Source organism: Collimonas fungivorans Ter331, assembly GCF_000221045.1.
GTDB classification, from domain to species: domain Bacteria; phylum Pseudomonadota; class Gammaproteobacteria; order Burkholderiales; family Burkholderiaceae_D; genus Collimonas; species Collimonas fungivorans_A.
This window is the reverse complement of the sequence record NC_015856.1, coordinates 4,148,228-4,171,998: the sequence shown is the minus strand read 5'-3', so window position 1 is coordinate 4,171,998 and position 23,771 is coordinate 4,148,228. Positions and strand designations below refer to the sequence as shown.

At 59.8% G+C, this 23,771-nt stretch carries 21 protein-coding genes and 1 tRNA gene; 15 read left to right on the top strand and 7 right to left on the bottom strand.

Going from position 1 to position 23,771, the window contains the following annotated elements; translation table 11 throughout:
- The first annotated feature begins 33 nt into the window (after positions 1 to 33).
- The 4 genes from CFU_RS18600 to CFU_RS18585 all read left to right on the top strand — a co-directional run bounded on the left by CFU_RS18600 (position 34) and on the right by CFU_RS18585 (position 5,627).
- Positions 34 to 801, top strand: a complete 768-nt coding sequence (locus CFU_RS18600) for a fimbrial biogenesis chaperone (RefSeq protein ID WP_014007552.1) — start codon at positions 34 to 36, stop codon at positions 799 to 801.
- 199 nt (positions 802 to 1,000) lie between these two features.
- On the top strand, positions 1,001 to 3,682 hold the full coding sequence (locus CFU_RS18595; protein WP_148264881.1) for a fimbria/pilus outer membrane usher protein: 2,682 nt from the start codon (positions 1,001 to 1,003) through the stop codon (positions 3,680 to 3,682).
- A 166-nt stretch (positions 3,683 to 3,848) separates the two neighbouring features.
- Positions 3,849 to 4,796 (top strand): fimbrial protein, encoded by a 948-nt coding sequence (locus tag CFU_RS24010; protein ID WP_081466502.1) that lies wholly within the window; start codon positions 3,849 to 3,851, stop codon positions 4,794 to 4,796.
- Between the two features lie 315 nt (positions 4,797 to 5,111).
- Positions 5,112 to 5,627, top strand: a complete 516-nt coding sequence (locus CFU_RS18585; RefSeq protein WP_041742386.1) for a DUF2059 domain-containing protein — start codon at positions 5,112 to 5,114, stop codon at positions 5,625 to 5,627.
- Positions 5,628 to 5,920: 293 nt separating this feature from the next.
- Here the strand turns inward: CFU_RS18585 and CFU_RS18580 are convergent, their stop codons facing one another.
- From CFU_RS18580 to mutL, 4 genes are all read right to left on the bottom strand, one after another.
- Positions 5,921 to 6,136 carry a phage integrase central domain-containing protein gene (locus CFU_RS18580; RefSeq protein ID WP_041742384.1) on the bottom strand — a complete coding sequence of 72 codons (216 nt, stop codon included), beginning with the start codon at positions 6,134 to 6,136 and terminating at the stop codon, positions 5,921 to 5,923.
- A 375-nt stretch (positions 6,137 to 6,511) separates the two neighbouring features.
- Positions 6,512 to 6,588: transfer RNA gene (locus CFU_RS18575), tRNA-Met, on the bottom strand.
- An 86-nt stretch (positions 6,589 to 6,674) separates the two neighbouring features.
- On the bottom strand, positions 6,675 to 7,655 hold the full coding sequence (gene miaA / locus CFU_RS18570) for a tRNA (adenosine(37)-N6)-dimethylallyltransferase MiaA (protein ID WP_050808642.1): 981 nt from the start codon (positions 7,653 to 7,655) through the stop codon (positions 6,675 to 6,677).
- A 5-nt stretch (positions 7,656 to 7,660) separates the two neighbouring features.
- Positions 7,661 to 9,526, bottom strand: coding sequence for a DNA mismatch repair endonuclease MutL (mutL, locus tag CFU_RS18565; protein ID WP_014007547.1), 1,866 nt, complete (start codon positions 9,524 to 9,526; stop codon positions 7,661 to 7,663).
- A gap of 250 nt (positions 9,527 to 9,776) precedes the next feature.
- On the opposite strand from mutL, the gene CFU_RS18560 reads away from it, so the two are divergent.
- Entirely contained in the window at positions 9,777 to 10,424 is a 648-nt protein-coding gene (locus CFU_RS18560) for a VTT domain-containing protein (RefSeq protein WP_014007546.1), read from the top strand.
- A 75-nt stretch (positions 10,425 to 10,499) separates the two neighbouring features.
- On the opposite strand, the gene CFU_RS18555 is transcribed toward CFU_RS18560, so the two are convergent.
- Positions 10,500 to 11,849, bottom strand: coding sequence for an N-acetylmuramoyl-L-alanine amidase (locus tag CFU_RS18555; protein WP_014007545.1), 1,350 nt, complete (start codon positions 11,847 to 11,849; stop codon positions 10,500 to 10,502).
- The gene (gene tsaE / locus CFU_RS18550) at positions 11,813 to 12,307 is read right to left on the bottom strand and encodes a tRNA (adenosine(37)-N6)-threonylcarbamoyltransferase complex ATPase subunit type 1 TsaE (RefSeq protein ID WP_041742380.1); all 495 of its coding nucleotides are present in this window, start codon (positions 12,305 to 12,307) and stop codon (positions 11,813 to 11,815) included. Before tsaE ends, CFU_RS18555 begins: the two co-directional genes overlap by 37 nt.
- A 47-nt stretch (positions 12,308 to 12,354) precedes the next feature.
- On the opposite strand from tsaE, the gene queG reads away from it, so the two are divergent.
- A complete protein-coding gene (queG, locus tag CFU_RS18545) occupies positions 12,355 to 13,461 on the top strand; it encodes a tRNA epoxyqueuosine(34) reductase QueG (protein ID WP_014007543.1) in 1,107 nt (368 codons plus the stop codon).
- On the opposite strand, the gene CFU_RS18540 is transcribed toward queG, so the two are convergent.
- Positions 13,458 to 14,351 (bottom strand): AEC family transporter, encoded by an 894-nt coding sequence (locus tag CFU_RS18540; protein ID WP_014007542.1) that lies wholly within the window; start codon positions 14,349 to 14,351, stop codon positions 13,458 to 13,460. The two genes, queG and CFU_RS18540, sit on opposite strands and share 4 nt — an antisense overlap.
- A gap of 527 nt (positions 14,352 to 14,878) precedes the next feature.
- On the opposite strand from CFU_RS18540, the gene CFU_RS18535 reads away from it, so the two are divergent.
- From CFU_RS18535 to CFU_RS18495, 9 genes are all read left to right on the top strand, one after another.
- Positions 14,879 to 15,412, top strand: coding sequence for a methylated-DNA--[protein]-cysteine S-methyltransferase (locus CFU_RS18535; protein ID WP_014007541.1), 534 nt, complete (start codon positions 14,879 to 14,881; stop codon positions 15,410 to 15,412).
- On the top strand, positions 15,409 to 16,347 hold the full coding sequence (gene xerD / locus CFU_RS18530) for a site-specific tyrosine recombinase XerD (protein WP_014007540.1): 939 nt from the start codon (positions 15,409 to 15,411) through the stop codon (positions 16,345 to 16,347). The genes CFU_RS18535 and xerD overlap by 4 nt, the downstream gene beginning before the upstream one ends.
- A gap of 136 nt (positions 16,348 to 16,483) precedes the next feature.
- A complete protein-coding gene (locus tag CFU_RS18525; protein WP_014007539.1) occupies positions 16,484 to 16,669 on the top strand; it encodes a hypothetical protein in 186 nt (61 codons plus the stop codon).
- A gap of 114 nt (positions 16,670 to 16,783) precedes the next feature.
- On the top strand, positions 16,784 to 17,269 hold the full coding sequence (gene ybaK / locus CFU_RS18520) for a Cys-tRNA(Pro) deacylase (RefSeq protein ID WP_014007538.1): 486 nt from the start codon (positions 16,784 to 16,786) through the stop codon (positions 17,267 to 17,269).
- Between the two features lie 31 nt (positions 17,270 to 17,300).
- Positions 17,301 to 17,921 carry a glycerol-3-phosphate 1-O-acyltransferase PlsY gene (gene plsY, locus CFU_RS18515; RefSeq protein WP_014007537.1) on the top strand — a complete coding sequence of 207 codons (621 nt, stop codon included), beginning with the start codon at positions 17,301 to 17,303 and terminating at the stop codon, positions 17,919 to 17,921.
- A gap of 65 nt (positions 17,922 to 17,986) precedes the next feature.
- A complete protein-coding gene (locus tag CFU_RS18510) occupies positions 17,987 to 18,433 on the top strand; it encodes an excinuclease ATPase subunit (RefSeq protein WP_041742379.1) in 447 nt (148 codons plus the stop codon).
- Positions 18,434 to 18,876: 443 nt separating this feature from the next.
- Positions 18,877 to 21,573 carry a pyruvate dehydrogenase (acetyl-transferring), homodimeric type gene (aceE, locus tag CFU_RS18505; protein WP_014007535.1) on the top strand — a complete coding sequence of 899 codons (2,697 nt, stop codon included), beginning with the start codon at positions 18,877 to 18,879 and terminating at the stop codon, positions 21,571 to 21,573.
- Positions 21,574 to 21,713: 140 nt separating this feature from the next.
- A complete protein-coding gene (aceF, locus tag CFU_RS18500; protein ID WP_014007534.1) occupies positions 21,714 to 23,042 on the top strand; it encodes a dihydrolipoyllysine-residue acetyltransferase in 1,329 nt (442 codons plus the stop codon).
- 108 nt (positions 23,043 to 23,150) lie between these two features.
- Positions 23,151 to 23,744 carry an MFS transporter gene (locus CFU_RS18495; RefSeq protein ID WP_041742378.1) on the top strand — a complete coding sequence of 198 codons (594 nt, stop codon included), beginning with the start codon at positions 23,151 to 23,153 and terminating at the stop codon, positions 23,742 to 23,744.
- Positions 23,745 to 23,771 lie beyond the last annotated feature (27 nt).

The window sequence follows — 23,771 nt, the reverse complement described above, 5'->3', positions numbered from 1 at the left end:
CCGGACGAACTTACCGTCTACCGAGAAAATAAAATGCGCTATCCAAGTCATGCGTTGCGACGCACCCTGAGCCTGGCCGTATTGTGTGTTGCGGGTTGGCTGACGATGTTGCCGGCACAGGCCGGCGTGGTGATCGGCGGCACGCGCCAGATCTATCCGGCGCAGAGCCGGGAAATCACCATCCAGCTGACCAACGACGATAAGAAGCTGCCGCGCCTGGTGCAAGTATGGCTCGACAGCGGCAATGAAAAACTGACGCCGGAACAGAGCGATGTGCCGTTTACCATCACGCCGCCGGTGTTCCGCATGGAACCTGGCAAAAGCCAGTCTTTGCGCATGGTCTATACCAAGGAGCCGCTGCCGGCCGACAAGGAATCGGCATTCTGGCTGAATGTGCTGGAGGTGCCGCCCAAGCTGGAGAACGGCGAGAACCAGCTGCGTTTCGGCTTCCGCATCCGCACCAAGGTGTTTTTCCGTCCCCAGGGTTTGCCCGGCACGCCGCAGGATGCGGCAGCCCAGCTGCGCTGGTCCTTGCTCAAGACTGAGCAGGGCAGTGTGCTGGAAGTGCGCAATCCCTCGCCCTATTACGTGTCGTTTCAGGATGTCGCCCTGGCGCTTGGCGCCCAGCCTGATGCTCGCTTGAACCACAGCGATCAGTATGAAATGGTCGCCCCCGGCGGCAGCCAGCGTTACCTGCTCAAGGACAAGGTCGGCGCCTTGCCGGCCGGCGCCCATGTGCAGTTTTCGATGATCAATGACTACGGCGCTTTCGTGCCGATGCAAGCGGCGTTGCAGCCGTAGGGTGGGCAAGGTTTTTTTGCCCACGCGGTGCGCGTTACGTCCGCGTGGGCACAGGTGCCCACCCTACAGGTAATGCATGAAGCCGTAAGGCGGGTAGCGCCCACGCTGGACAGTAATAACCGGAGCGCCAGTCCGGATAGACAATGTGAATTTCCGCGTGGGCACGCTGTGCCCACCCTACCGATTTTTGGGAAAAATAATGCCGCCATCCATCAAGCCGACTACCCGCCGTACTGCAGCTGCCGAACCGCTGCTGCAGCCGCGCTTGCTGAGCTTGCTGATCGGCGGCATGTTTTCCGGCGTGCTGGCGGCGCCGGCTGTGGCTGCAGAACCAAAAGCCGCGGCGATGTCGTTCGACGTCGGCATGTTTGCCAACGGCGGCATGGCAGGGGCCGATTTTTCGCGTTTCGAAAAGGGCAACGTGGTGTTGCCCGGGACCTATCGCGTCGATGTGATCGTCAATGAAAACCTGCAAGGGCGGCGCGATGTCCGCTTCAGCGCTGTCGACGGCAAGGACAGCGCGGCAGCCTGTTTCGACCGCGCCATGCTGGTGCAGCTGGGCGTCGATCCGGACAAGGTAGCGCGCGGCGGCGGCCGTCCCGGTGCGGCCGACACGGCTGACGTGGTTGAGCGGCAGATCCCGGAAGGCCCGTTATGCGGCGACCTGGATAACTGGATACCGGGCGCCACCACCGCGTTCGATGCCGGCCAGCAGGTATTGTCGGTCAGCATTCCGCAAATCTTCATGAACCTGTCGGCGCGAGGCTATGTCGATCCGTCGCACTGGGACAACGGCATCAACGCCGCCATGCTGTCTTACAATTTCAGCAGTTCCGCCGCCACCAGCGGCGACGGCGGCACGCAATCCTACCTGGGCTTGACGGGCGGTGTGAACATGGGCGAATGGCGTTTGCGCCATCAGGGTTCGCAGGGCTGGAATTCGCAGCGCGGCCGCACTGCCTACCAGAATACGGCGACCTATCTGCAGCGCAGCATCGCCGGCATCCAATCGCAGCTGGTCATCGGCGACAGCTTCAGCAGCGGCCAGATCATGGACAGCGTGCGCCTGCGCGGCGTCCGCCTGGCCTCGGACGACCGCATGCTGCCGCAATCGCAGCAAGGCTATGCGCCGGTGGTGCGCGGGATTGCGGAGAGCAACGCCACGGTCAGCATCCACCAGAACGGCTACAAGATTTATGAAACCACGGTGGCGCCCGGGCCGTTTGTCATCGACGATCTTTATCCTACCGGTTACGGTGGCGACCTGACGGTCACGGTGACCGAGGCCAGCGGCCGCAAGAATACCTTTGTCGTGCCTTACGCAGCGCTGCCGCAATTACTGCGCGCCGATACCACCAAGTACAGCGTGGCCGCCGGCCAGCTGAAACAATATGGCGTCGAAGGCGATACGCCGTTCGTGATGCAGGCCACGCTGCAGCATGGCGTCAGCAACGCCGTCACCCTGTACGGCGGCGCCACCGTCTCCAACGGCTATACGCAAGCCAAGCTCGGCACCGCGTTCGCTACGCCAGTCGGCGCGATCTCGATGGATGCCACGGCCTCGCGCACCAGCGTGGCGGGCCACGGCGCGTTGCAGGGGCAAAGCTATGGCGTTGCTTACAACAAGAACATCCCGGAAACGGGCACCAATTTCGCGCTCGGCGCCTATCGTTTTTCGACCAGCGGCTACCTGAGCTTGCCGGATGCAGTGAACCTGCGCGACCTCGCCAGCCGCGGCCAGGATATCAACCAGTATGCGCGCCAGAAGAGCCGCCTCGACCTCAGCCTGAGTCAGAAAGTCGGCCCGGGCACGCTCAGCCTGTACGGCAGTTCGGTCGACTATTGGGGCAACCGCCAGGGACGCCAGACCTCGTTTTCCGCCGGCTACGGATCAACCTGGAACAGCGTCAGCTGGAATGTATCGGTGCAGCGCTCGCGCATCCAGGCCGCGCCGCTGGATGGGGAGCAGCAGCAAAGCGACAGCGTTTTCTTCGGCCCGGGTTACGACAAAGGCCGCATCGACAACAGCATCATGCTGAGCCTGAGCATGCCGCTGGGCCGTGCTGTCCGCGCGCCCAACATGACCAGCACGCTGACCCGCAACAGCGGCGACCAGAGCAGCAACCGGCTCAATGTCGGCGTCAACGGCAGCCTGGGCGAGCAGGGCAACCTCAACTATGCCGTCTCCGCCGACCACCGCAGCGGCGACGGTGGCAACAGCAATGCCTTTAACCTCAGCGGCGGCTATCGCGGCAGCAGCGCCCTGTTGCGGGCCGGCTACAGCCAGTACGGCGACCGCGGACAACTGTCGTTCGGCGCCGATGGCGGCGTGGTGGTGCATGGCGGCGGCGTGGCGCTGGCGCAGAGCCTGGGCGACACCATCGGCCTGGTGCATGCGCCGGATGCCGAAGGCGCCGGCCTCACCAACGTTTCCAACGTCAGCCTGGACCGCCGCGGCTACGGCGTGGTGCCGTACCTGACGCCGTTCCAGAACAATGTCGTCGGCGTCGATCCCAAGGGCACGGCCGACAGCGTCGAGCTGAAGGAAACCACGCAGACCGTGGCGCCGACGCTGGGCGCGGTCAGCCTGCTCAAGTTCGAGACGGTCAGCGGCCGCGCCGTGGTGCTCAAGGCCCTGCAGCAGGATGGCCAGCCGATGCCGTTTGCGGCCGAGGTGCTGGATGAAGCCGGGCAGGCAGTCGGCGTGGTCGGACAGGGCAGCAAGGCCTTCGTGCGCGGTGTTGCCGATAGCGGCAGCCTGACCGTCAAGTGGGGCGATGCGCCGGGCAGCCAGTGCCGCATCAGCTATGTGCTGCCGCCGGAAGGCAAGCGGCAAATGAATGCAACACTGGCCGAGGGAGTTTGCAGCCCCCGTCCATGAGCGATTGTCTTGCATGCGAGCAGGTAGGGTGGGCACCTGTGCCCACGCGGACGGTACGTAGCTCGAACGCTCGCGGCACGAACGCCCGGGGCACTGCTTGGGCACGGGTGCCCACCCTACTGCTTTTAGATATCGAACGAAGAAATTTTATATAGAGAGCCATTGCATGAAGAAAATATTATTAACCGGGGTAGCTTGTTTATTGGCGATCTACTCATTGCCGTCGATGGCAGCGTGTTCCGCTCTCAACGGGTGGAGCGGGAAAACAATAACCTTCAACTTCCCTGCGACTATCCCTGTTCAAAGAGATTTGCCGGTTGGCAGCACTATATCTTCAATAATTACACCTTTGGTGGCCGGCACCCAGGAGTATCTGAGTTGTACAGGCGCTAGCACTTTATTAAATTCGGCCTATACAAACGGCTGGGTTCCAGTGAGTGGCATTGCCCCGACAAATGTGGCGGGTGTCGGAATCCGTATTACGTTTGTCAACCAGACCACTCCACGAGTTGTTCCATTTGAGCTAGCTACCATCGCTGGAACCTTTTCATTGATTAATGCAAATTGGACCGTCGAACTGATCAAAACCGGCCCTGTTTCTGTTGGACAGATAACCCTGGGCCGGTATGCGGGTTTTGCTGTTAAGAGCAACTATTGGATTACTTATATCAATGCAGGAAGCGGGGGACAAATCGTTCCTGTCTCTTGTTCCGTCTCCAACGCCGCGATCTCGGTGCCGCTGGGGGACGTCAATCTGAACAGGTTTACCGGCCCTGGCGCCACTGTGGAGACACCAGGCTCCAATTTTAACGTCGCTCTTGATTGTGACGCAGGAACCAAGGTCAATATCACGCTGGACGGCACGCACGACAGTTCCGGCATCGCGGGCGTATTGGCGTTGTCCCCTTCGGCCGGCACGACCGCGCAAGGCGCGGGGGTGCAGCTGCTGCATGGCGGTACACCGGTTGCCTTGGGCGTTCCGATTGCTACCGGTACCGCCGCCGCGGCAGGAAACTACAACATCCCGCTGGTTGCCCGGTATTACCAGACGGCAGCCACCGTCAGCCCTGGCGTGGCTAACAGCGCTGCCACTTTCACCATCACCTACAACTGAGCCGGATGCAAGGGTAATACCGTTCAGTTAAGTCGATCTCCAATCTTCTCCACGAAATCCTTTCGGTGTTTGCGAGTCATCCGACGCGGTAAGCCCGTGTCGATGGAGAGCATCATATTTTTTTGAAGCGGAAAAGAAAAAACGGGTCGATGGGATAAACGGTTTATCCCATCAGATGCGCTAACTCACACTTGACGTGGCATGAAGTGTCAGGTCAAATCTAGAGTTTTGTTGTTTCCCTGTGGCAAACTTGTCTCAAGCGGATTTGTGTGACACACCTTCACCAACAATATACGAAATCATAAAAGGAGTCTCATGCGCACCATTGCACTTTTCCTGTTAATCCTTGTGTCGTCGACGTGCTTTGCCGTTGACCGTACGGAAAAAATTCGCACACTTATGGAGGCTCAGGGACTTGTCCAAATGTTTCAACAACAAATCGACTCCGGACGATTGGAGCAGAGGAAACAAGCTAAGGCTGCGCTGGGCCAAATTATGGCTCAACTCAAACCAACCAAAGAATTTGACGCGCGTTTCAGGTTCGCCTTTGATGAATTTCTGAAGTCAGTGGAGACGCCTTGGTCCGCTCAAGACATTGTTGCCGTCTGGGCGAAGGTTTATGGTGAGCGTTTCAGTGACCAAGAAATTGACGGCCTCGTGGCTTTTTACACGTCCCCCCTTGGCAAGAAAGACGTCATGGCCGCTCAAGAAGCATTGCCTAAATTAACCGAGCACTTTTCCGCATTGACTAAGCCTTTGCTTGAGCGCGCCACGCATAATTTCATCGAGCGTCTTCAACTGCTAACCCAAGAGTGCAAATGCCAGAAGTAATTTTTCATTTCTAGCGCACGTCAAATGGTCAAAAGTAGTTCTGGATATTGAAGAACCCCACGCGCTCGAACAAGGGCGGATCTTTGTAGTTCGTGGGGATCACCCAGGAGCTCGGAAATAATTGTTCCGTCGGACGTTCGCATGGAGTTTTTCCCGGCGACGCACCAAACCCAATCGATTGTTTTTTTTTGCCTCATGATATGTGCGCACAGTGTTTTCTGAGATGCCATATTTGTCTGCTATTTCTTTGATGCCGTCGCGACGGGCCTTTTCCATTCGGTGTCGGATGTCGATTACTTCCTCACCGCGCTCGTCGGCAATACGTCCTTTTCCAGCCGGTGCAAGATATTGATCGCAGTACGTGCCTGCCAGGTATCGAGCTTGTTTGTATGCCACTCACGCGCCACGGCCTCGAAGGCATTGGCCCTGGATGTAGCTTTGTTTAGCTTTTCTATCCGTTTGGCCTGAGCTGAGTCATTTCCTGCCGCTTTAAGTGTTTTTGCATCCAAGCGCTTTTTGCGTGCATCCAGGAGCTAGACTTCGGGATAGGTGCCGAACGTCAGGCGGTTGTTTTTACCGTTCTACTGGCGATAACTCATGCGCCATATCTTTGAGCAGGTGGGCATAACCTCAAAGTACATGCCACCGTCGTAGGCTAACGTACAGGGTTTGTCCTTTGGCTTTGGGGTTTTGACCTGTATATCGGTGAGTGGAGTGGCTAATTTAGGCATTTTGCATCCAAGTAGTTTGATGATCCATAGATATGGATGTAAAAAAGTTGGATGTAAACGGACCCTAAAAGTACCCGACAAACAAAAAACCCGCATCAGCACTAGGCTAGAGGCGGGTTATTGTACGTTGCTGGACTTCTTGAAACGTGTTCTTGGTGGTGATAGGTGGACTTGAACCACCGACCCCAGCATTATGAGTGCTGTGCTCTAACCAACTGAGCTATATCACCAATGAAGCCCTAAATTATGAAGCATTTCTCCAAATGCTGTCAAGAAAAACAGGTTCCGTGCGCTTCCCAAGGGCAATTTTGTGACCTTATCGCTGTTTGAGGGCCGTTGTCACCGTCTCCAGCACCGTATCGGCGACACGGTCGCCAATACAGTCAATCACGGTCCGCTCCGGCATGGAGCGCAGCCAGGTCAGCTGGCGCTTGGCCAGCTGGCGGGTGGCGGCGATGCCTTTTTCGCGCAGTTCCTGGTAGCCGTACAGGCCATCCAGGTATTCCCAGGTCTGGCGATAGCCGACGCAGCGCATCGACGGCAGGCCGAGGTGCAGGTCGCCGCGGGCGCGCAGGGTTTCCACTTCGCCGATAAGGCCGCCGCTTTGCGGATCCAGCATCAGGTCGAAGCGGCGCGCGATACGCTCATGCAGCACGCTGCGGTCTGACGGTTCCAGGGCGATCGGCAACATGTCGAAGGGCAGTTCCGGCGCCGGCCGGTCGGTCAGCAGCGAGGACATGGTCTGGCCGCTCAGTTCGATGATTTCCAGGGCGCGCTGGATGCGCTGGCTGTCGTTGGGTTTCAGGCGGGCGGCGGTCACCGGGTCCAGCTGCGCCAGCTTGGCGTGCATGCCGGGCACGCCGATCAGGGCGGCCTCGGCATCCAGCCTGGCGCGTAGTGCGGGATCGGCTTGCGGCAAGTCGTCGAGGCCGTCGCGCAGGGCCTTGAAATACAGCATGGTGCCGCCGACCATCAGCACCAGCTTGCCGCGCGCATGGATTTCGGCGGAAAGGCGCAGCGCATCGTCGCGGAACTGCATGGCCGAATAGGATTGCGTCGGTTCCATGATGTCGATCAGGTGGTGCGGCGCCGCGGCAAGTTCGTCGCGGCTGGGCTTGGCGGTGCCGATATCCATGCCGCGGTACACCAGGGCTGAATCGACCGAGATGATTTCGGACGGGATGTGTCTTGCGATTTCCAGTGCGGCGGCGGTCTTGCCGGAAGCGGTGGGGCCCATGATGGCGATTACCAGCGGCTTCGCTGTGGCCGAGGTTGATGTTGCGGGTTGTGAAGGCATACCGCTTATTGGCCGCGCAAGAATAATTTGTCCAGGTCCGACAGCGCCAGCTGACTCCAGGTGGGGCGGCCGTGGTTGCACTGGTCGGCGCGTTCGGTGGCTTCCATCTGCCGCAGCAAGGCGTTCATTTCGGGCGCCGTCAGGCTGCGGTTGGCGCGTACTGCGGTGTGGCAGGCGAGGGTGCCGAGCAGTTCATTGCGGCGCTCGACCAGGACCCGCGAGCCGCCGAATTCGCGCACGTCGCGCAATACGTCGCGCGCCAGCGTCTGCGCGTCGGCGTTTTTCAGCAGGGCCGGGACCGAGCGTACGGCTAATGTAGTGGGCGAGATCGCGGCGATGTCGAAGCCCAGCGCGTGCAGGGTGTCGCGGTTTTCTTCGGCGGTGCCGACTTCCACTGCGTCGGCAAAGAAGGTGACCGGGATCAGCAGCGGCTGGACCTGCATCGCATCCTCGTCCAATGCGCCTTTCAGCTGTTCGTACAGGATGCGTTCATGGGCGGCGTGCATGTCGACCAGCACCAGGCCCTTGGTGTTTTGCGCAAGGATATAGATGCCGTGCAGCTGGGCCAGCGCGAAACCCAGCGGGAAGTCGTCGCTCGGCAGGGTCTGGCTGGCAAGCTGCGGCGTTGCCGGATAAATTGCTGCGCCGTCCGCGGTACGTTCATTGCCGGAAAACAGCGCGCCGTAATTGGCGGCGGTTTGCGCCACGCCGTTGGCGGCGGGGGCAAACTGCGGCCCGAACGAGGTTTGCTGCTGCGGTACTTGCGCATTGGGCTGCAGGATCGCTTGCAGATGTTCTTGCGAGCCGCGTATCCAGGGCATCGCGCCGCTGGGCGACGGCAGCGGCGCCGGCGTCGCGCCGAACGAGGTGGCCGAGGTTTGCGCCAGCGCGCGGCTGACCGCGTGGAATACAAACTGATGGACCGAGCGGCTGTCGCGGAAGCGCACCTCGATCTTCGAGGGATGGACATTGACGTCGACCAGCGCCGGGTCGAGGTCCAGTCCCAGCACATACGAGGGGTAGCGGTCGCCGTGCAGCACGTCCTGGTAGGCGGCGCGCACGGCATGCACCAGCAGCTTGTCGCGCACGAAGCGGCCGTTGACATAGAAATACTGGGCATCGGCGCGTGCCTTGGAGGCAGTCGGCAAACCGACAAAGCCGTGCAGGCGCAGCGGGCCGGCGCCTTCGTCCAGCGCCAGGCGGGCGTTGGCGAACTCGTTGCCGAGGATGCTGGCGCTGCGCTTGGCGATTTCGGTGATGTTCCAGTGGTCGACGGTCTTGCCGTTATGGGTCAGCGAAAACGACACATCCGGGCGCGCCAGCGCGATACGCCGCACCACTTCGGCGCAGTGGCCGAATTCGGTCTGCTCCGATTTCAGGAATTTGCGCCTGGCCGGGGTATTGAAGTACAGGTCCTGGACATCGACCGTGGTGCCTTGGGCGCCCGAGGACGGCGTCACGGCCAGCGTGCTGCCGTCGATTTCCGAGGCGTGGCCGGCGTCGGCGGTGCGCGAGCTCAGGGTCAGCTGCGATACCGAGGCGATGGACGCCAGCGCTTCGCCGCGGAATCCCAGCGTGGCGACATTTTCCAGGTCGTGCAGCGAGCTGATTTTTGAGGTGGCGTGGCGCGCCAGCGCCAGCGGCAGCTGTTCCGGGGCTATGCCGCGGCCGTTGTCGGTGATGGCGATGCGTTTGACGCCGCCTTGCTCCAGCCGTACCGTGATCTGGCTGGCGCCGGCGTCGAGCGAGTTTTCCAGCAGTTCCTTGACCACGGCGGACGGCCGTTCGACCACCTCGCCTGCCGCAATTTGCGAAATCAGGTTGTCGGGCAGCTGCTGGATGGCGCGGATAGGGGAGAGCGGTGGATTCATTTGGCGATTATACCGAAGCTGCAGCCGAAGCCGGGGCCGGCGGTTGTATGCGCCTGTGCCGGCGCAGGCAATTGCCGAATCTAAGTTTACGCTGTCTTCGGTAGTGTATTATTCCGGCGCACCCTGAGGAAAAGTGGTCCGGGTTTCCTGGCAGCGTCGTTGCCAAAGAGGTGAACTTTATTCAACAAAAGAAAGTCAGTGTGCATAAGACTTTCCAATCATAAAAGCGCTTAACTGAGGAACACGGACTATGGACTTTATGCAATTCGTCGACATCATCCTGCATGTCGACAAATCCCTTGGCTTCCTGATCAAGGAATATGGTGCCTTGATCTATATAGTCCTGTTCCTGATCGTTTTCTGCGAAACCGGCCTGGTGGTGTTGCCGTTCTTGCCTGGCGACACCCTGTTATTCATCGGCGGCGCGTTTTGCGCCAACGGCGAGATGAACATCTGGGCGCTGATGGGGCTGCTGATCGTCGCCGCCACTACCGGCAACACGCTCAACTACTGGATCGGCAGCCTGATCGGGCATAAAGTCTACACTCACGACTATCGATGGCTGGACAAGAAGGCGCTGCAAAAAACCCACGCATTCTATGAACACCACGGCGGCAAGACCATCATCCTGTCGCGTTTTGTGCCTATCGTGCGGACTTTCGCGCCGTTTGTGGCCGGCGTGTCGGAAATGACTTTCTCCAAATTCCAGTTCTTCAATATCACCGGCGCCCTGATCTGGGTGGTCGGCCTGGTCTCGGCCGGATACTTCTTCGGCAACATCCCGGTCATCCGCGATCACCTGAACACCATCGTGCTGATCGGCGTCGGCGCGGCGGTGGTGCCGGTGGCGCTTGGCGGCTTGTGGAAGTTCTACAAGAAAATGCGCGGCGGCGCATAACTGCCGACGCCGGATGAAACAAGGGCGCGCTGCAAGCTTTTGCAGCGCGCCCTTGTTGTTTTCAAGCCTGCCGGATCAGGTCAGGCGGTTCCGCGCCAGCGGCGGATTGTGGGCAAAATACTTCTTGATGCCTTTCAGGACCGCATCGGCCATCTGGTCCTGGTAGGCATTGTCGGTCAGCCTGGCTTCTTCTTCCGGGTTCGAAATGAAGGCGGTTTCAATCAGAATGCTCGGGATGTCCGGCGCTTTCAGCACCGCAAAACCGGCTTGTTCCACCGCACCCTTGTGCAGCTTGTTGATGCCGCCGATTTCGCTCAGCACCGCGCTGCCGAGCTTCATGCTGTCGTTGATCTGCGCCGTGGTCGACAGATCCAGCAGCACGCTGGCCAGCTGGCGGTCGTGGCTCTTGATGTTGATGCCGCCGATCAGGTCGGCCGAGTTTTCCTTGTTGGCCAGCCAGCGCGCGGCGGTGGAGCTGGCGCCCTTTTCTGACAAGGCGAATACCGAGGAGCCGCGTGCGGTTGGCGTGACAAAGGCGTCGGCGTGGATGGAGACGAACAGGTCGGCCTGCACCTTGCGGGCCTTTTGCACACGGACTCCGAGCGGCACGAAAAAATCGGCATCGCGCGTCAGCATCACCCGCATGTTCGGCTGCTGCTCGATCTTGGCCTTGAGCCGTTTGGCGATGGACAGCACGACGTCTTTTTCACGGTTGCCGCCGCGCCCGGTGGCGCCGGGATCTTCACCGCCGTGGCCGGGATCGAGCGCGATCGTGATCATGCGCGTCAGGGTCGTGGTGCGGTCCGGTTTCGGGTCGATGCGGGCCACCGGTGGCTGCTCGGGCTGCGGCTGCAACGGCGGCGTCGGTTTTTGTTCTGGTTTGGTTTGCGCCACCGGCGGCGCGATTTCTCCCGGGTTGGCGGACGGCCATTCGCCTTTTTCTATCATCGCCTGGATCGGGTCGGGCGGATTGACCGGATACAGGTCGAACACCAGCCGGTGCTGGTAACCGCCTACCGGCGCCAGGGTAAACACCTGCGGCTTGACTTCTTCCTTGAGGTCGAACACCAGCCGCACCACATTCGGGCGGTTCTGGCCGACCCGGACTTGCTTGATATAGGGATCGTTAGGCTGGATCTTGGCGACCAGTTCCTTCAAGGTCGGATTGAGTTCGATGCCTTCGATGTCGACCACCATGCGGTCCGGGTTCTGCACCAGGAAATGGGTGGTTTTCAATTCGGCGTCGTTTTCCAGGGTGACGCGGGTGTAGTCGTCCGCCGGCCAGACCCGTACCGCGACAATCTGCGCGGCGCGCGCCGACAGCGGCGCCAGTACTGAAATGAGCAAAGTACCGCCGGCCTTGAGGATGGTGCGGCGGATTTTTGATTTTAGAGGTTTGGTGCAAATTTCAGTCGAGCGAGACATTGACTACCCTTATCAGATAACGCCTGCAATTCTACATCACGTCCCTTGTCGGAAACATCGGAAACACTCAGTAATACGCTGATGTCGGGCGGCGGCAACGCGGTGTCCGCCTTTTCCGGCCATTCGACGATACAGATGGTGTCGGGGTTGAAGTATTCGCGGAAACCGGCTTCCAGGAATTCATCCGGGCTGGCCATCCGGTACAAATCGAAGTGCATCACTTCGACCGCCTGTTGGGCTATCTGGATCGTATAAGGTTCCACCAAGGTGTAAGTAGGGCTCTTGACGTGGCCCTGGTGGCCGGCGGCATGCAGCAGGGCGCGGGTCAGCGCGGTCTTGCCGGCGCCCAGGTCGCCGTGCAGGTGGATCGCCAGTCCGGGCAGCAAAGCCCGGGCCAAGGCGGCGCCCAGCGCGTTGGTTCCGGCCTCGTCATGCAGGTGGGTTGTAAAATGCGGCATCTCGTAACATAGTCCTTTGTATCTAGTCTTTCTGAAACACACCAGCCATGGCAGTAATCGACCAAAATCTAAGCGCGCTAGCCACCACCATCAAAGCCTGGGGGCGGGAGCTTGGTTTTGCCGATGTCCGCATCAGCGATGTCGACCTGGCGCAGCAGGAGGCTGGTTTCGAGGCATGGCTGGAGCTGGGCTATCACGGTGAGATGGATTATATGGCAGCGCACGGAATGAAGCGCGCCCGGCCTGCCGAACTGGTGCCCGGCGCGATCCGGGCGATCGCGGTGCGCATGGATTACCTGCCGCGCGCCTATCAGGATGACCAGGGCAGCTGGCGCCCGCGCGAGCAGGCGCGGCTGGCGCCGGCAGCCGCCGGCAGCGCCACTATCTCGCTGTATGCGCGCGGCCGCGATTACCACAAGGTGCTGCGCTCGCGTCTGCAGCAGCTGGCGGACCGCATCAAGGGCGAAATCGGCGAATTCGGCTATCGCGTGTTTACCGATTCGGCGCCGGTGATGGAGGTAGCCCTGGCGCAGAAGGCCGGCCTGGGCTGGCGCGGCAAGCACACCTTGCTGCTGAATCGCGAAGCCGGCTCGTTTTTCTTCCTTGGCGAAATCCTGACCGACCTGCCATTGCCGGTCGACCAGGCCATCAGCTCGCATTGCGGGCAATGCAGCGCCTGCATCGATGTCTGCCCGACCCAGGCGATCGTCGGCCCTTACCGGCTCGACGCCCGCCGCTGCATCTCTTACCTGACGATCGAGCTGAAGGGCAGCATCCCGGTGGAACTGCGGCCGCTGATCGGCAACCGCGTCTACGGCTGCGACGATTGCCAGCTGTTTTGTCCATGGAACAAGTTTGCGCAGCCGTCGACGCTGGGCGATTTCGACGTCCGCAACGGTCTTGACCAAGCCACGCTGGTGGAGCTGTTCGGCTGGAGCGAAGAGCAGTTCAACAGTCGCATGGAAGGCAGTCCGATCCGCCGCATCGGTTACCAGCGCTGGCTGCGCAACATGGCGGTCGGCCTTGGTAATGCCGCAGCGGCAGGCGCCGGCTCGCCAGAGATCATTGCCGCCTTGCAGCAGCGCAGCGACTATCCGTCCGAGCTGGTGCGCGAGCATGTAGCCTGGGCGCTGCAGCAGCACGGCATCGATTAGTGCTGCAGCACCCACAGCCAGAATGGCAAAGTCAGCGCCGACAACATGGTGCCGGCGGAAATCATGAACGCTACCAGAGGACCGTTGCCGCCCATCCGGGCCGCCAGGATATAAGCGCTGGAGGCGGTAGGCAGGGCGCAGAACAGCACCACCAGCTGCAGTTGCGACGGCGCTAGTCCCAGCCACTGCCCCAGCAGCCAGGCCATGGCCGGCAGCGCCAGCAGCTTGATCGCCAGGAAATACCCGGCCAGCGCCTTGGCCCGCTGCACGCCGCTCAGGCGCAGGCCGGCTCCCACCAGCAGCAAGCCCAGCGCCAATGCGGCGTTGCCGAGCCGCGACAAGACCGCGCCCGCGACTTCCGGCAGCGGCAATCCGGACAAGCTGTACAAGAGCCCGCAGGCGGTAGCGATCAGCAGCGGATTGCGCGCCAGTTCCTTGAACAGGCCACCGCTTTTATGCGCCAGGGCATGGACCGCAGCCAGGTTGCACAAGGGCACGCCAAAGCCGATCAGCATCGCCATCATGCCGGTGGCCTGTTCGCCGCCCAGCCTGGCGGCCAGGGCCAGCGCCATGTATGAATTGAAGCGGTAGCCGGTTTGCATGCCGGATTCATAGTCCATCGGCGCCGCCTTGATCCACGGTTTGCCCAGCCAGGTCAGGAAGATGGCGCCGAGCAGCGCGCCCATGCCGATCATCAGCATCTTGCCGCTGGTGTCGAAGCTGAGCGGGGTGCGGGCGGTGGAATAAAACAGCAGGGCAGGGAAGAGCAGGAAATACACCAGCTTTTCCGCCCCGGTCCAGAACTCAGCGCCCCAATTGCTGATGCGGTGCAAGACGGCTCCCAGCAGGATCAGCGAAAAATCAGGAAACAACAGGTTGACGATATACATGGAGTGGCGGATATTGTTAAAAAGTGAGCTCGATTGTCGACACGCGGGGCCGTCCTGAATAATTCCCGGGGCTAGGCGCTAAAGTTAGTTTCTTGAGGGAAATTTAGCGAAAATTGATGAGTATTAGTTTGATAAGGGTTTAGTGTAAACCTATGTTGTTTAGTCAAAATGATTCATATAAATTATTTGTTAAATCCGGGTAACACCTGTTACAGTGCGACCACACTAGAGATTGCGGCTTGCAAAAGCAGCAAGTAACTAGATGAACCGGATTCCGGTTTCCGGCAAGTAGTTTTATGTAGCACAGAATTTAAGTCCACGTCCGGCGAGGGATTTGCCAGCGGGATTGAATCAACAAGATTGAATCAATGGGATTGTAGGTGGTGGTGCATAAGAACGGTAATTGATACCGGGGATACTGAGGAGACCGTGCATTCCAAATGAAGCTGTCTAAACAGCCGGGAGTGCATAACGAAGTAATTTGAGGCGCATCGACAGATGCGCCTTTTTTATTTTATCCTTCGGGTATGAATATAATTTCAGATAACCCGTTGAAGCGCGTTACAGGCGGCCAGCTGCCCGCGCAGCACTTCACGGCAGTAATCGCCGCGCCGTTCGGTGCGATGGGGATACGCACTGAAGCGGGCCTGGTTTACGAACTGGTCTATCTGCCTCCCACCTTCCACGAAAAAGACGCCACCGACGCACTGGCCGATCGCGCTGCAAAGCAGATCGGCCGTTACCTGGAGCAGCCGGATTTTCGTTTTGACCTGCCCCTGGCGCCGTTGGGCACCGCTTTCCAGCACAAGGTCTGGAAAGCGATTGCAGCGATACCGCGCGGGGAAGTGCTCACTTACGGCCAGGTCGCCAAGCTGATAGGGTCGGCGCCGCGCGCGGTGGGCCAGGCCTGCGGCGCCAACTGGTTTCCGCTGGTGATTCCCTGCCATCGCGTGACGGCGGCCGGCGGCATCGGCGGTTTTTCCCATCACGACGAGGCCGACGGTTTCCATTTGCGGGTCAAGCGCTGGCTGCTGGAGCACGAAGGCGTGGCCGGCCTGTGAGAAGGTCCAAGGCACAGAGCGAAGCCAAACCGGCGCTGAGCGCCGAACATCAAACCGCGATCGACGAATTCTGCGACAACCTGTGGCTGGAAGACGGCCTCGCCAAGAATTCGCTGGAGGCATACCGGCGCGACATGACCCTGTTTGCGCTGTGGCTGCAGGAACAGCCGGACGGTAAATCGCTGTTCGCAGTCCATGCCGGCGACCTGAATGCCTATTTCCTGGCCAGGCACGACAGCAGCAAGGCCACTTCATCGAACCGCCGGCTGGCGGTGCTGAAGCGCTTTTACCTGCTAGCCTTACGGCAAAACCGCATCAGTGCCGATCCTTGCCTGCACCTGCGTTCGGCCAAACAGGCGCCGCGCTTTCCCAAGATCTTGTCCGAAATTCAGGTGGAAGCGCTGCTGGCGGCGCCCGACGTCGCCACGCCGCTGGGCTTGCGCGACCGCACCATGCTGGAGCTGATGTACGCCAGCGGCTTGCGGGTATCCGAGCTGGTGCTGCTGAAATCGCTGGAGGTCGGCATGAACGAAGGCGTGCTGCGGATTACCGGCAAAGGCAACAAGACGCGCCTGCTGCCGTTCGGCGAAGAGGCGCGCAACTGGATCGTGCGTTATCTGAAAGATGCGCGCGGCCAGATCATGAACGGCCAGATGGACGACGCCCTGTTCGTGACCGCGCGCGGCGGCGCCATGACGCGCCAGATGTTCTGGACCCTGATCAAGAAATACGCCGCCAAGGCCGCGATCAACGCGCCCTTGTCGCCGCATACCTTGCGCCATGCATTCGCCACCCATCTGCTCAATCACGGCGCCGACCTGCGGGTAGTGCAGCTGCTGCTGGGACATGCGGATATCTCGACTACCCAGATTTACACCCATGTGGCGCGCGAGCGCCTGAAGGCGCTGCATGCCGCACATCATCCGCGCGGCTGAAACGCGGTTGAAACTGCTGGAGGAGGATAGTTTTATTGGTATAATGCAACTTTTTTTGGCGTTGAATTCTGCATCCTCGCAATTATTCTCCTGTATCCTGTAGTACATCATTCAAGAGTCTATTTAGGGGGCGCAATTGGCAAAAACGAATTTTCAGTATGAAAAACGGCAAAAAGAATTAGAAAAGAAGAAAAAGAAGGAAGAAAAGCTGAAGCGCAAGCTGGAGAAGGGTTCTTCCACCGAAGTTGAAACAGAGGATGGAGCCGAATCCGAACTGCCGGCAAGCGGTGAACCTGCTTCCGATGAGCCTAAGCAGCCTTAAGCGCCGCCAGCCTGGCCAGCGCAGATCAGCGGCAGGGATTGTCGCTGCATCGGGTCTGGCGACAACATGATTTGCCAGCAGACGCTGCGGCCCGCCGCACTCAAGTAGCCCGGTATGACAAAACATATTTCAGAGACCCCGGCGACGCAATTCTTGCGCAAGCACGGCGCGGTCTTTTCAGAACATCCCTATGCATATGAAGAACACGGCGGCACCACGGTGTCGGCGCGCGCGCTGGGCGTGGACGAACACCATGTGGTGAAGACGCTGGTGATGCAGGACGAGGCGGCCAAGCCGCTGATCATCCTGATGCACGGCGACCGCAAGGTGTCGACCAAGAACTTGGCGCGGCAGATCGGCCGCAAGTCGGTGGAACCCTGCAAGCCGGAAGTGGCGAACCGCCATTCCGGCTACCTGATCGGCGGCACCTCGCCGTTCGCCACCCGCAAGGCGCTGCCGGTGTATATCGAAGAGAGCATCCTGGCCTTGCAGAAGATATATATTAACGGTGGCCGGCGCGGCTACCTGATCGGCATGGCGCCGCACAGCGTGGCCGACCTGCTGCAGGCCAAGACAGTCCAGTGCGCGCTGGACGAGTAGGTCCTGAACCAACCAAAAGAAAGAGACACGCATGTACATATTGTTATTCACGGTTGCCGCCTACCTGATCGGTTCGGTATCGTTCGGCATCATCACCAGCAAACTGTTCGGGCTGGGAGATCCGCGCACCTATGGCTCGAATAACCCCGGCGCCACCAATGTCCTGCGCAGCGGGAACAAGACCGCGGCCGCCCTGACCCTGCTCGGCGACGGTTTCAAGGGCTGGCTGGCAATCTGGCTGACGCAGCGGTACGGGCCGCAATTCGGCCTTGGCGACGGTTCGGTGGCGCTGGTTGCGGTGGCGGTCTTCCTCGGGCACCTGTGGCCGGTCTTTTTCCGTTTCGCCGGCGGCAAGGGCGTGGCGACCTTGTTCGGCATCCTGATCGGCATCAGCCTGTGGCTGGGCCTGGCGACTATCGCGACCTGGCTGATCGTGGCTTACGCATTTCGCTATTCTTCGCTGGCAGCCCTGATCGCCAGCGTCTTCGCGCCTTTTTTCTATGCCTTGATGGAAGGGCCGGACATGATCCTACTGGCGATAGTGGTGATGAGCGCCTTGCTGATCTATCGCCACGCCAAGAACATCGGCAACCTGCTGGCCGGCAAGGAAAGCCGCATCGGCGCCAAGAAGAAGAGTGGTAATGCGGCATGATAATAACCAGGAAAATCGCAACCGGGAATGTCGGCGCCCGGCAATTATTAATCCAAGGAGAAAACATGAAGAAGCTGATTCTGATAGCTGCCGTGAGCGCTGGCATGTTGCTGAGCGCCGTATCGGCGCAGGCGGCTGACCGGACACTGATGCTGCCCGTTGCAGGAGCGTTGGCCGTTAACGACGCCCAAGGCCGCTTGGGCGACAGCGTCCGTTTTTATTTTGGCGACCAGCGGACGCCAAAGGTGTTGGAGAAGTTTGGTGGTGAAAAGACCAGCCAAAGGACCAACGCGTTTGGCAAATCCGATGAGAAAGCCTGCAACTGGGTGTTTCTGTCAGCGATGCTGCATTTGCAACAGCGTGCGCAGGATCTGGGGGCGAATGCGGTGGTCAATATTGTCAGCAACTATAACAATGTAGAGCATGCCAGCGCCACCGAATTCGAATGCCATGTCGGCGCGATCATGGCTGGCGTGGCCTTGAAGGGCGAATTTGCCAGAATCGCCAAATAAAGCCGGCTAAAGAGAGCCGCTGATCAGGCCGATAATCGGCTTGCATCCTGCCGAAGTCGTTTCCCGGGCAAATAAAAAAGCGCTAGCCATCTTGGGTTTAGCGCTTTTTTACTTAGATTTCCCGCAGTTGTTATATCGAATTAGCTATAAGTCGAATTTTAATGATGTTTATATGCAATTATTGTTGCATTGCGCCATGAGAAATGTGTCCGAGATTCGGCTTTCTGATCCCATGAAGTTGAAAAGGGATAGGCGTTGTTTTATGTGAGTTCGTCTTGCTATGCAGCATATTTTCGTATTGTGAAATCAAATATCGCTATTTGGAAATCAAAAAAACTCCTGTTAGAATTTGGCACCCGTCTACATAGTGACGTAGATGCTTGCGACCCAACCCGCCAGTCCGGTGCCAGATCGGACAAGCGCACATATTCAGGAGACTCAGCATGTCAGCCCAGCTCGACCAGGTTTTGGCCCAGGCCGCCAACGATCCAGATGTCATTGAAACCCAAGAGTGGCTGGACGCGCTCGAAGCTGTTATTGAAACCGAGGGTCCTGAACGCGCCCATTACCTGATGGAAAGAATGGTCGACCTGGCCCGCCGCCGCGGCGCCCAGATCCCGTTTTCCAGCAATACCGCTTACGTCAACACTATCCCTGCCCACATGGGCGAGCATTGCCCGGGCGATCTGGAGATCGAAGAGCGCCTGCGCTCGTGGATGCGCTGGAATGCGATGGCGATGGTGGTCAAGGCCAACCGTCTCGACGGCGACCTCGGCGGCCACCTGTCCAGCTTTGCTTCGCTGGCCAACATGCTCGGCATCGGCTTCAACCATTTCTGGCACGCTCCTTCCGAAAACCACGGCGGCGACCTGCTGTACATCCAGGGCCACTCGTCGCCCGGCGTCTATGCCCGCGCTTTCCTCGAAGGCCGCCTGACTGAAGAGCAACTGCTGCATTTCCGCCGTGAAGTCGATGGCAAAGGCCTGTCTTCCTACCCGCACCCGAAGCTGATGCCGGATTTCTGGCAATTCCCTACCGTATCGATGGGCCTGGGCCCGCTGATGGCGATCTACCAGGCGCGTTTCCTCAAGTACCTGCATGCACGCAGCATCGCCGATACCGCCAACCGCAAGGTCTGGGCTTTCTGCGGCGACGGCGAGATGGACGAACCGGAATCGATGGGCGCAATCGGCATGGCCGGCCGCGAACGCCTCGACAACCTGGTGATGGTGGTCAACTGTAACCTGCAGCGCCTGGACGGTCCGGTGCGCGGCAACGGCAAGATCATCCAGGAACTGGAAAGCGATTTCCGCGGTGCCGGCTGGAACGTGGTCAAGGTGATCTGGGGCGCAGGCTGGGACGACCTGCTGGCGCGCGACAAGGAAGGCATCCTGCAGCGCGTGATGATGGAAACCGTCGACGGCGAATACCAGAACTACAAGGCGAAAGATGGCGCGTTCGTGCGCAAGCATTTCTTCGGCAAGCATCCGAAGCTGCTGGAACTGGTCAGCAAGATGTCCGACGACGACATCTGGCACCTGACCCGCGGCGGCCACGATCCGCACAAGATTTACGCTGCCTTCAAGGTGGCGCAAGAACACAAGGGCCAGCCTACCGTATTGCTGGTCAAGAGCATCAAGGGCTACGGCTTCGGCAAATCGGGCGAAGCGCGCAATACCGCGCACAACACCAAGAAGCTGGACGACGAAGCCATCAAGGCCATGCGCGACCGCTTCCAGCTGCCGATTTCCGACGACCAGCTGCCGAACGTGCCGTTCTTCAAGCCGTCCGACGACACCCCGGAAATGCAATACCTGCACGCTCGCCGCAAAGCGCTGGGCGGCTATCTGCCGCAACGCCGCCAGAAGGCCGACGAAGAGCTGATCGTGCCGGAACTGTCGGCATTCAAGGGCGCGCTGGAACCGACTGCCGAAGGCCGCGAGATTTCCACCACCCAGGCTTACGTACGCATCCTGAACACGCTGCTGCGCGACCCGAGCCTGGGCCAGCGCGTGGTGCCTATCATGGTCGACGAGTCGCGTACTTTCGGCATGGAAGGCCTGTTCCGCCAGATCGGCATTTTCAGCCAGGTCGGGCAGCTGTACGAGCCGGTCGATAAAGACCAGGTGATGTACTACCGTGAAGACAAGGCTGGCCAGATTCTGCAGGAAGGCATCAACGAAGCCGGCGGCATGAGCTCGTGGATTGCCGCGGCGACCTCGTACTCGACCAACAATCGGGTCATGATCCCGTTCTACACCTACTACTCGATGTTCGGCCTGCAGCGTATCGGCGACCTGGCATGGGCAGCCGGCGACATGCGCGCCCGCGGCTTCCTGCTGGGCGGCACCGCCGGCCGCACCACGCTCAACGGCGAAGGCTTGCAGCATGAAGACGGCCACAGCCACGTGCTGGCGTCGACCATCCCGAACTGCGTGCCTTACGATCCGACCTTCTCGCACGAAGTGGCAGTCATCATGCATGACGGCCTGCGCCGCATGGTCACCAACCAGGAAGACGTGTTCTACTACCTGACCCTGATGAACGAGAACTACAGCCATCCGGGCCTGAAGGAAGGCCAGGAAGAGGGCATCATCAAGGGCCTCTACCTGCTGCAGGAAGGCGGCAAGAAGAGCAAGCTGCGCGTGCAGCTGATGGGTTCCGGCACCATCCTGCGCGAAGTCATCGAAGGCGCGGCCTTGCTGGCCAGCGACTGGGGCGTCGATGCCGATATCTGGTCGGCGCCGTCGTTCACCCTGCTGGCCCGCGACGGCCAGGACGTCGAGCGCTGGAACATGCTGCATCCGACCGAAACACCGCGTCTGGCGCACATCACCCAGTGCCTGAAAGACACCGCCGGTCCGATCATCGTTTCCACCGACTACATGCGTACCTTCGCTGAGCAGGCGCGTGCTTTCGTTCCAGCCGGCCGTACCTACAAGGTGCTGGGCACGGACGGCTTCGGCCGTTCCGACACCCGCGCCAAGCTGCGTGAATTCTTTGAGGTCAACCGTTATTATGTGGCGGTGGCGGCATTGAAGGCGCTGGCCGACGAAGGCAAGATCAAAGCCTCGGTTGTCGCCGATGCGATTACCAAGTATGGTATCAATCCGGAGAAACCGAATCCGGTCACGCAATAAGGTACTGGTCTTGATAACTGAGCAATAAGCAGTACTAAGCCAGTATTAAAATTTCCACGGCTGTGCAGCACGGGTCTGAATTTTCTGAAAGGAAACTCAGGCCCGCGTTATACAGCGGGCAGAATGAATGGAGCTAAGCGATGAGTATGGTGGAAGTCAAAGTCCCGGATATCGGCGACGTCAGTGAAGTTGAAGTCATTGAATTGATGGTCAAGGTCGGCGACACGGTAAAGGTCGACCAGTCGCTGATCACGGTCGAATCCGACAAGGCCAGCATGGAAATCCCGTCCAGCCATGCGGGCGTGATCAAGGAATTGAAAGTCAAGCTGGGCGACAAGGTCAAGGAAGGCACTTTGGTGCTGGTGCTGGAAGCCGATGCTGCCGCAGCGGCGCCGGCTAGTGCCGCGGCCGCCGCACCAGCTGCGGCGCCTGCAGCAGCCGCTCCGGCTCTTGCGCCAGTCGCGGAAAACAAGCCAGCGCCGGCCGCTCCCGCGCCGGCACCGGTAGCAGCTCCGGCGCCAGCCGGCGGCAGCATCCCGCATGCGTCGCCGTCGGTGCGCAAGTTCGCGCGCGAACTGGGCGTCGACCTGAGCAAAGTGGCCGGCACCGGCATCAAGGCCCGCATCACCCACGAAGATGTGCAGAATTACGTCAAGGGCGTGATTTCCGGCGCGGCCAGCGGCAGCGCAGCTGCTGCGGGCGGCAAGGGCGGCAGCGGCGTCGGCCTCGACCTGCTGGCATGGCCGTCGCTGGATTTCAGCAAGCAGGGACCGACCGAATTGCTGCCGCTGTCGCGCATCAAGAAGCTCAGCGGCCCGAACCTGCATCGCAACTGGGTCATGATCCCGCACGTCACGCAATTCGACGAAGCCGATATCACCGAACTGGAAGAATTCCGCAAGCAAGCCAACGACAGCTTCGCCAAGGCCAAGTCGCCAGTCAAGCTGACCATGCTGGCGTTCGTGATCAAGGCCAGCGTCGCCGCGCTGAAGAAATTCCCGGCGTTCAACGCCTCGCTCGACGGCAAGGGCGAAAACCTGATCCTCAAGCGGTACTACAACATCGGCTTTGCTGCCGATACGCCGAACGGCCTGGTGGTGCCGGTGATCAAGGATGCCGACAAAAAAGGCATCAGCCAGATCGCCCAGGAAATGGGCGAGTTGTCCGCACAGGCGCGCGACGGCAAGCTGAAACCGGCCGACATGCAAGGCGCAACCTTCACGATTTCATCGCTGGGCGGCATCGGCGGTACGGCGTTCACGCCTATCATCAATGCCCCTGAAGTCGCCATCCTGGGTTTGTCGAAAGCCTCGATGAAACCGGTCTGGGACGGCAAGCAGTTCGTGCCGCGCCTGATGATGCCGACCTCCCTGTCCTACGACCATCGCGTGGTCGACGGCGCCATGGGTGCGCGCTTTAGCGTCTACCTGGCCGAAGTGCTGGCCGACATGCGCAAGACATTGTTGTAATGTAGGGTGGGCACTCCGTGCCCACGCGCTGTATCCGTAACACGCGCATCCGCGTGGGCACGGAGTGCCCACCCTACGGGTCAATTGGCATACAGATGGAGAGCAATTATGACTACCTGCGTTGTCGTCAAAAAAAATGGGCAGATCGCGATTGCATCGGACTCGCTGGTGACGTTCGGCGATACCCGCTTGTCGCATGCTTACGAGGTCAACAACAAGATTTTCCAGATCGGCGAATCGTACATCACGCTGGCCGGCACCGCCGCCCATTTCCCCGTGATGCGCAAGCTGCTGACGGCGATGGGCGAAGAGTGCAGGCTAAATAGCCGCGATGAGGTGTTCGACACCTTTTCCAAGGTGCACACCATCCTCAAGGACCAGTATTTCCTGAACACCAAAGAGGATGAAGACGATCCCTACGAATCGTCGCAGATCACGTCCCTGGTCGCCAATCCTTACGGCATCTTCGGCGTGTATTCCTATCGCGAGGTGTTCAGCTTCGATCGTTTCTGGGGCATAGGCAGCGGCCGCAATTTTGCCCTGGGCGCGATGTATGCGGTGTATGACAAGGACGTCAGCGCACAGCATATCGCCGAGGTAGGAATTCATGCCGGCGTTGAATTCGATAAAAGCTCTGCCATGCCTTTGCGCATCCACAGTTTTGAAATGAAAACCGCGCCTGACGCCGAGCCTGGCGCATAAGCGGCACACGGCAGCGGCGCACGGCAC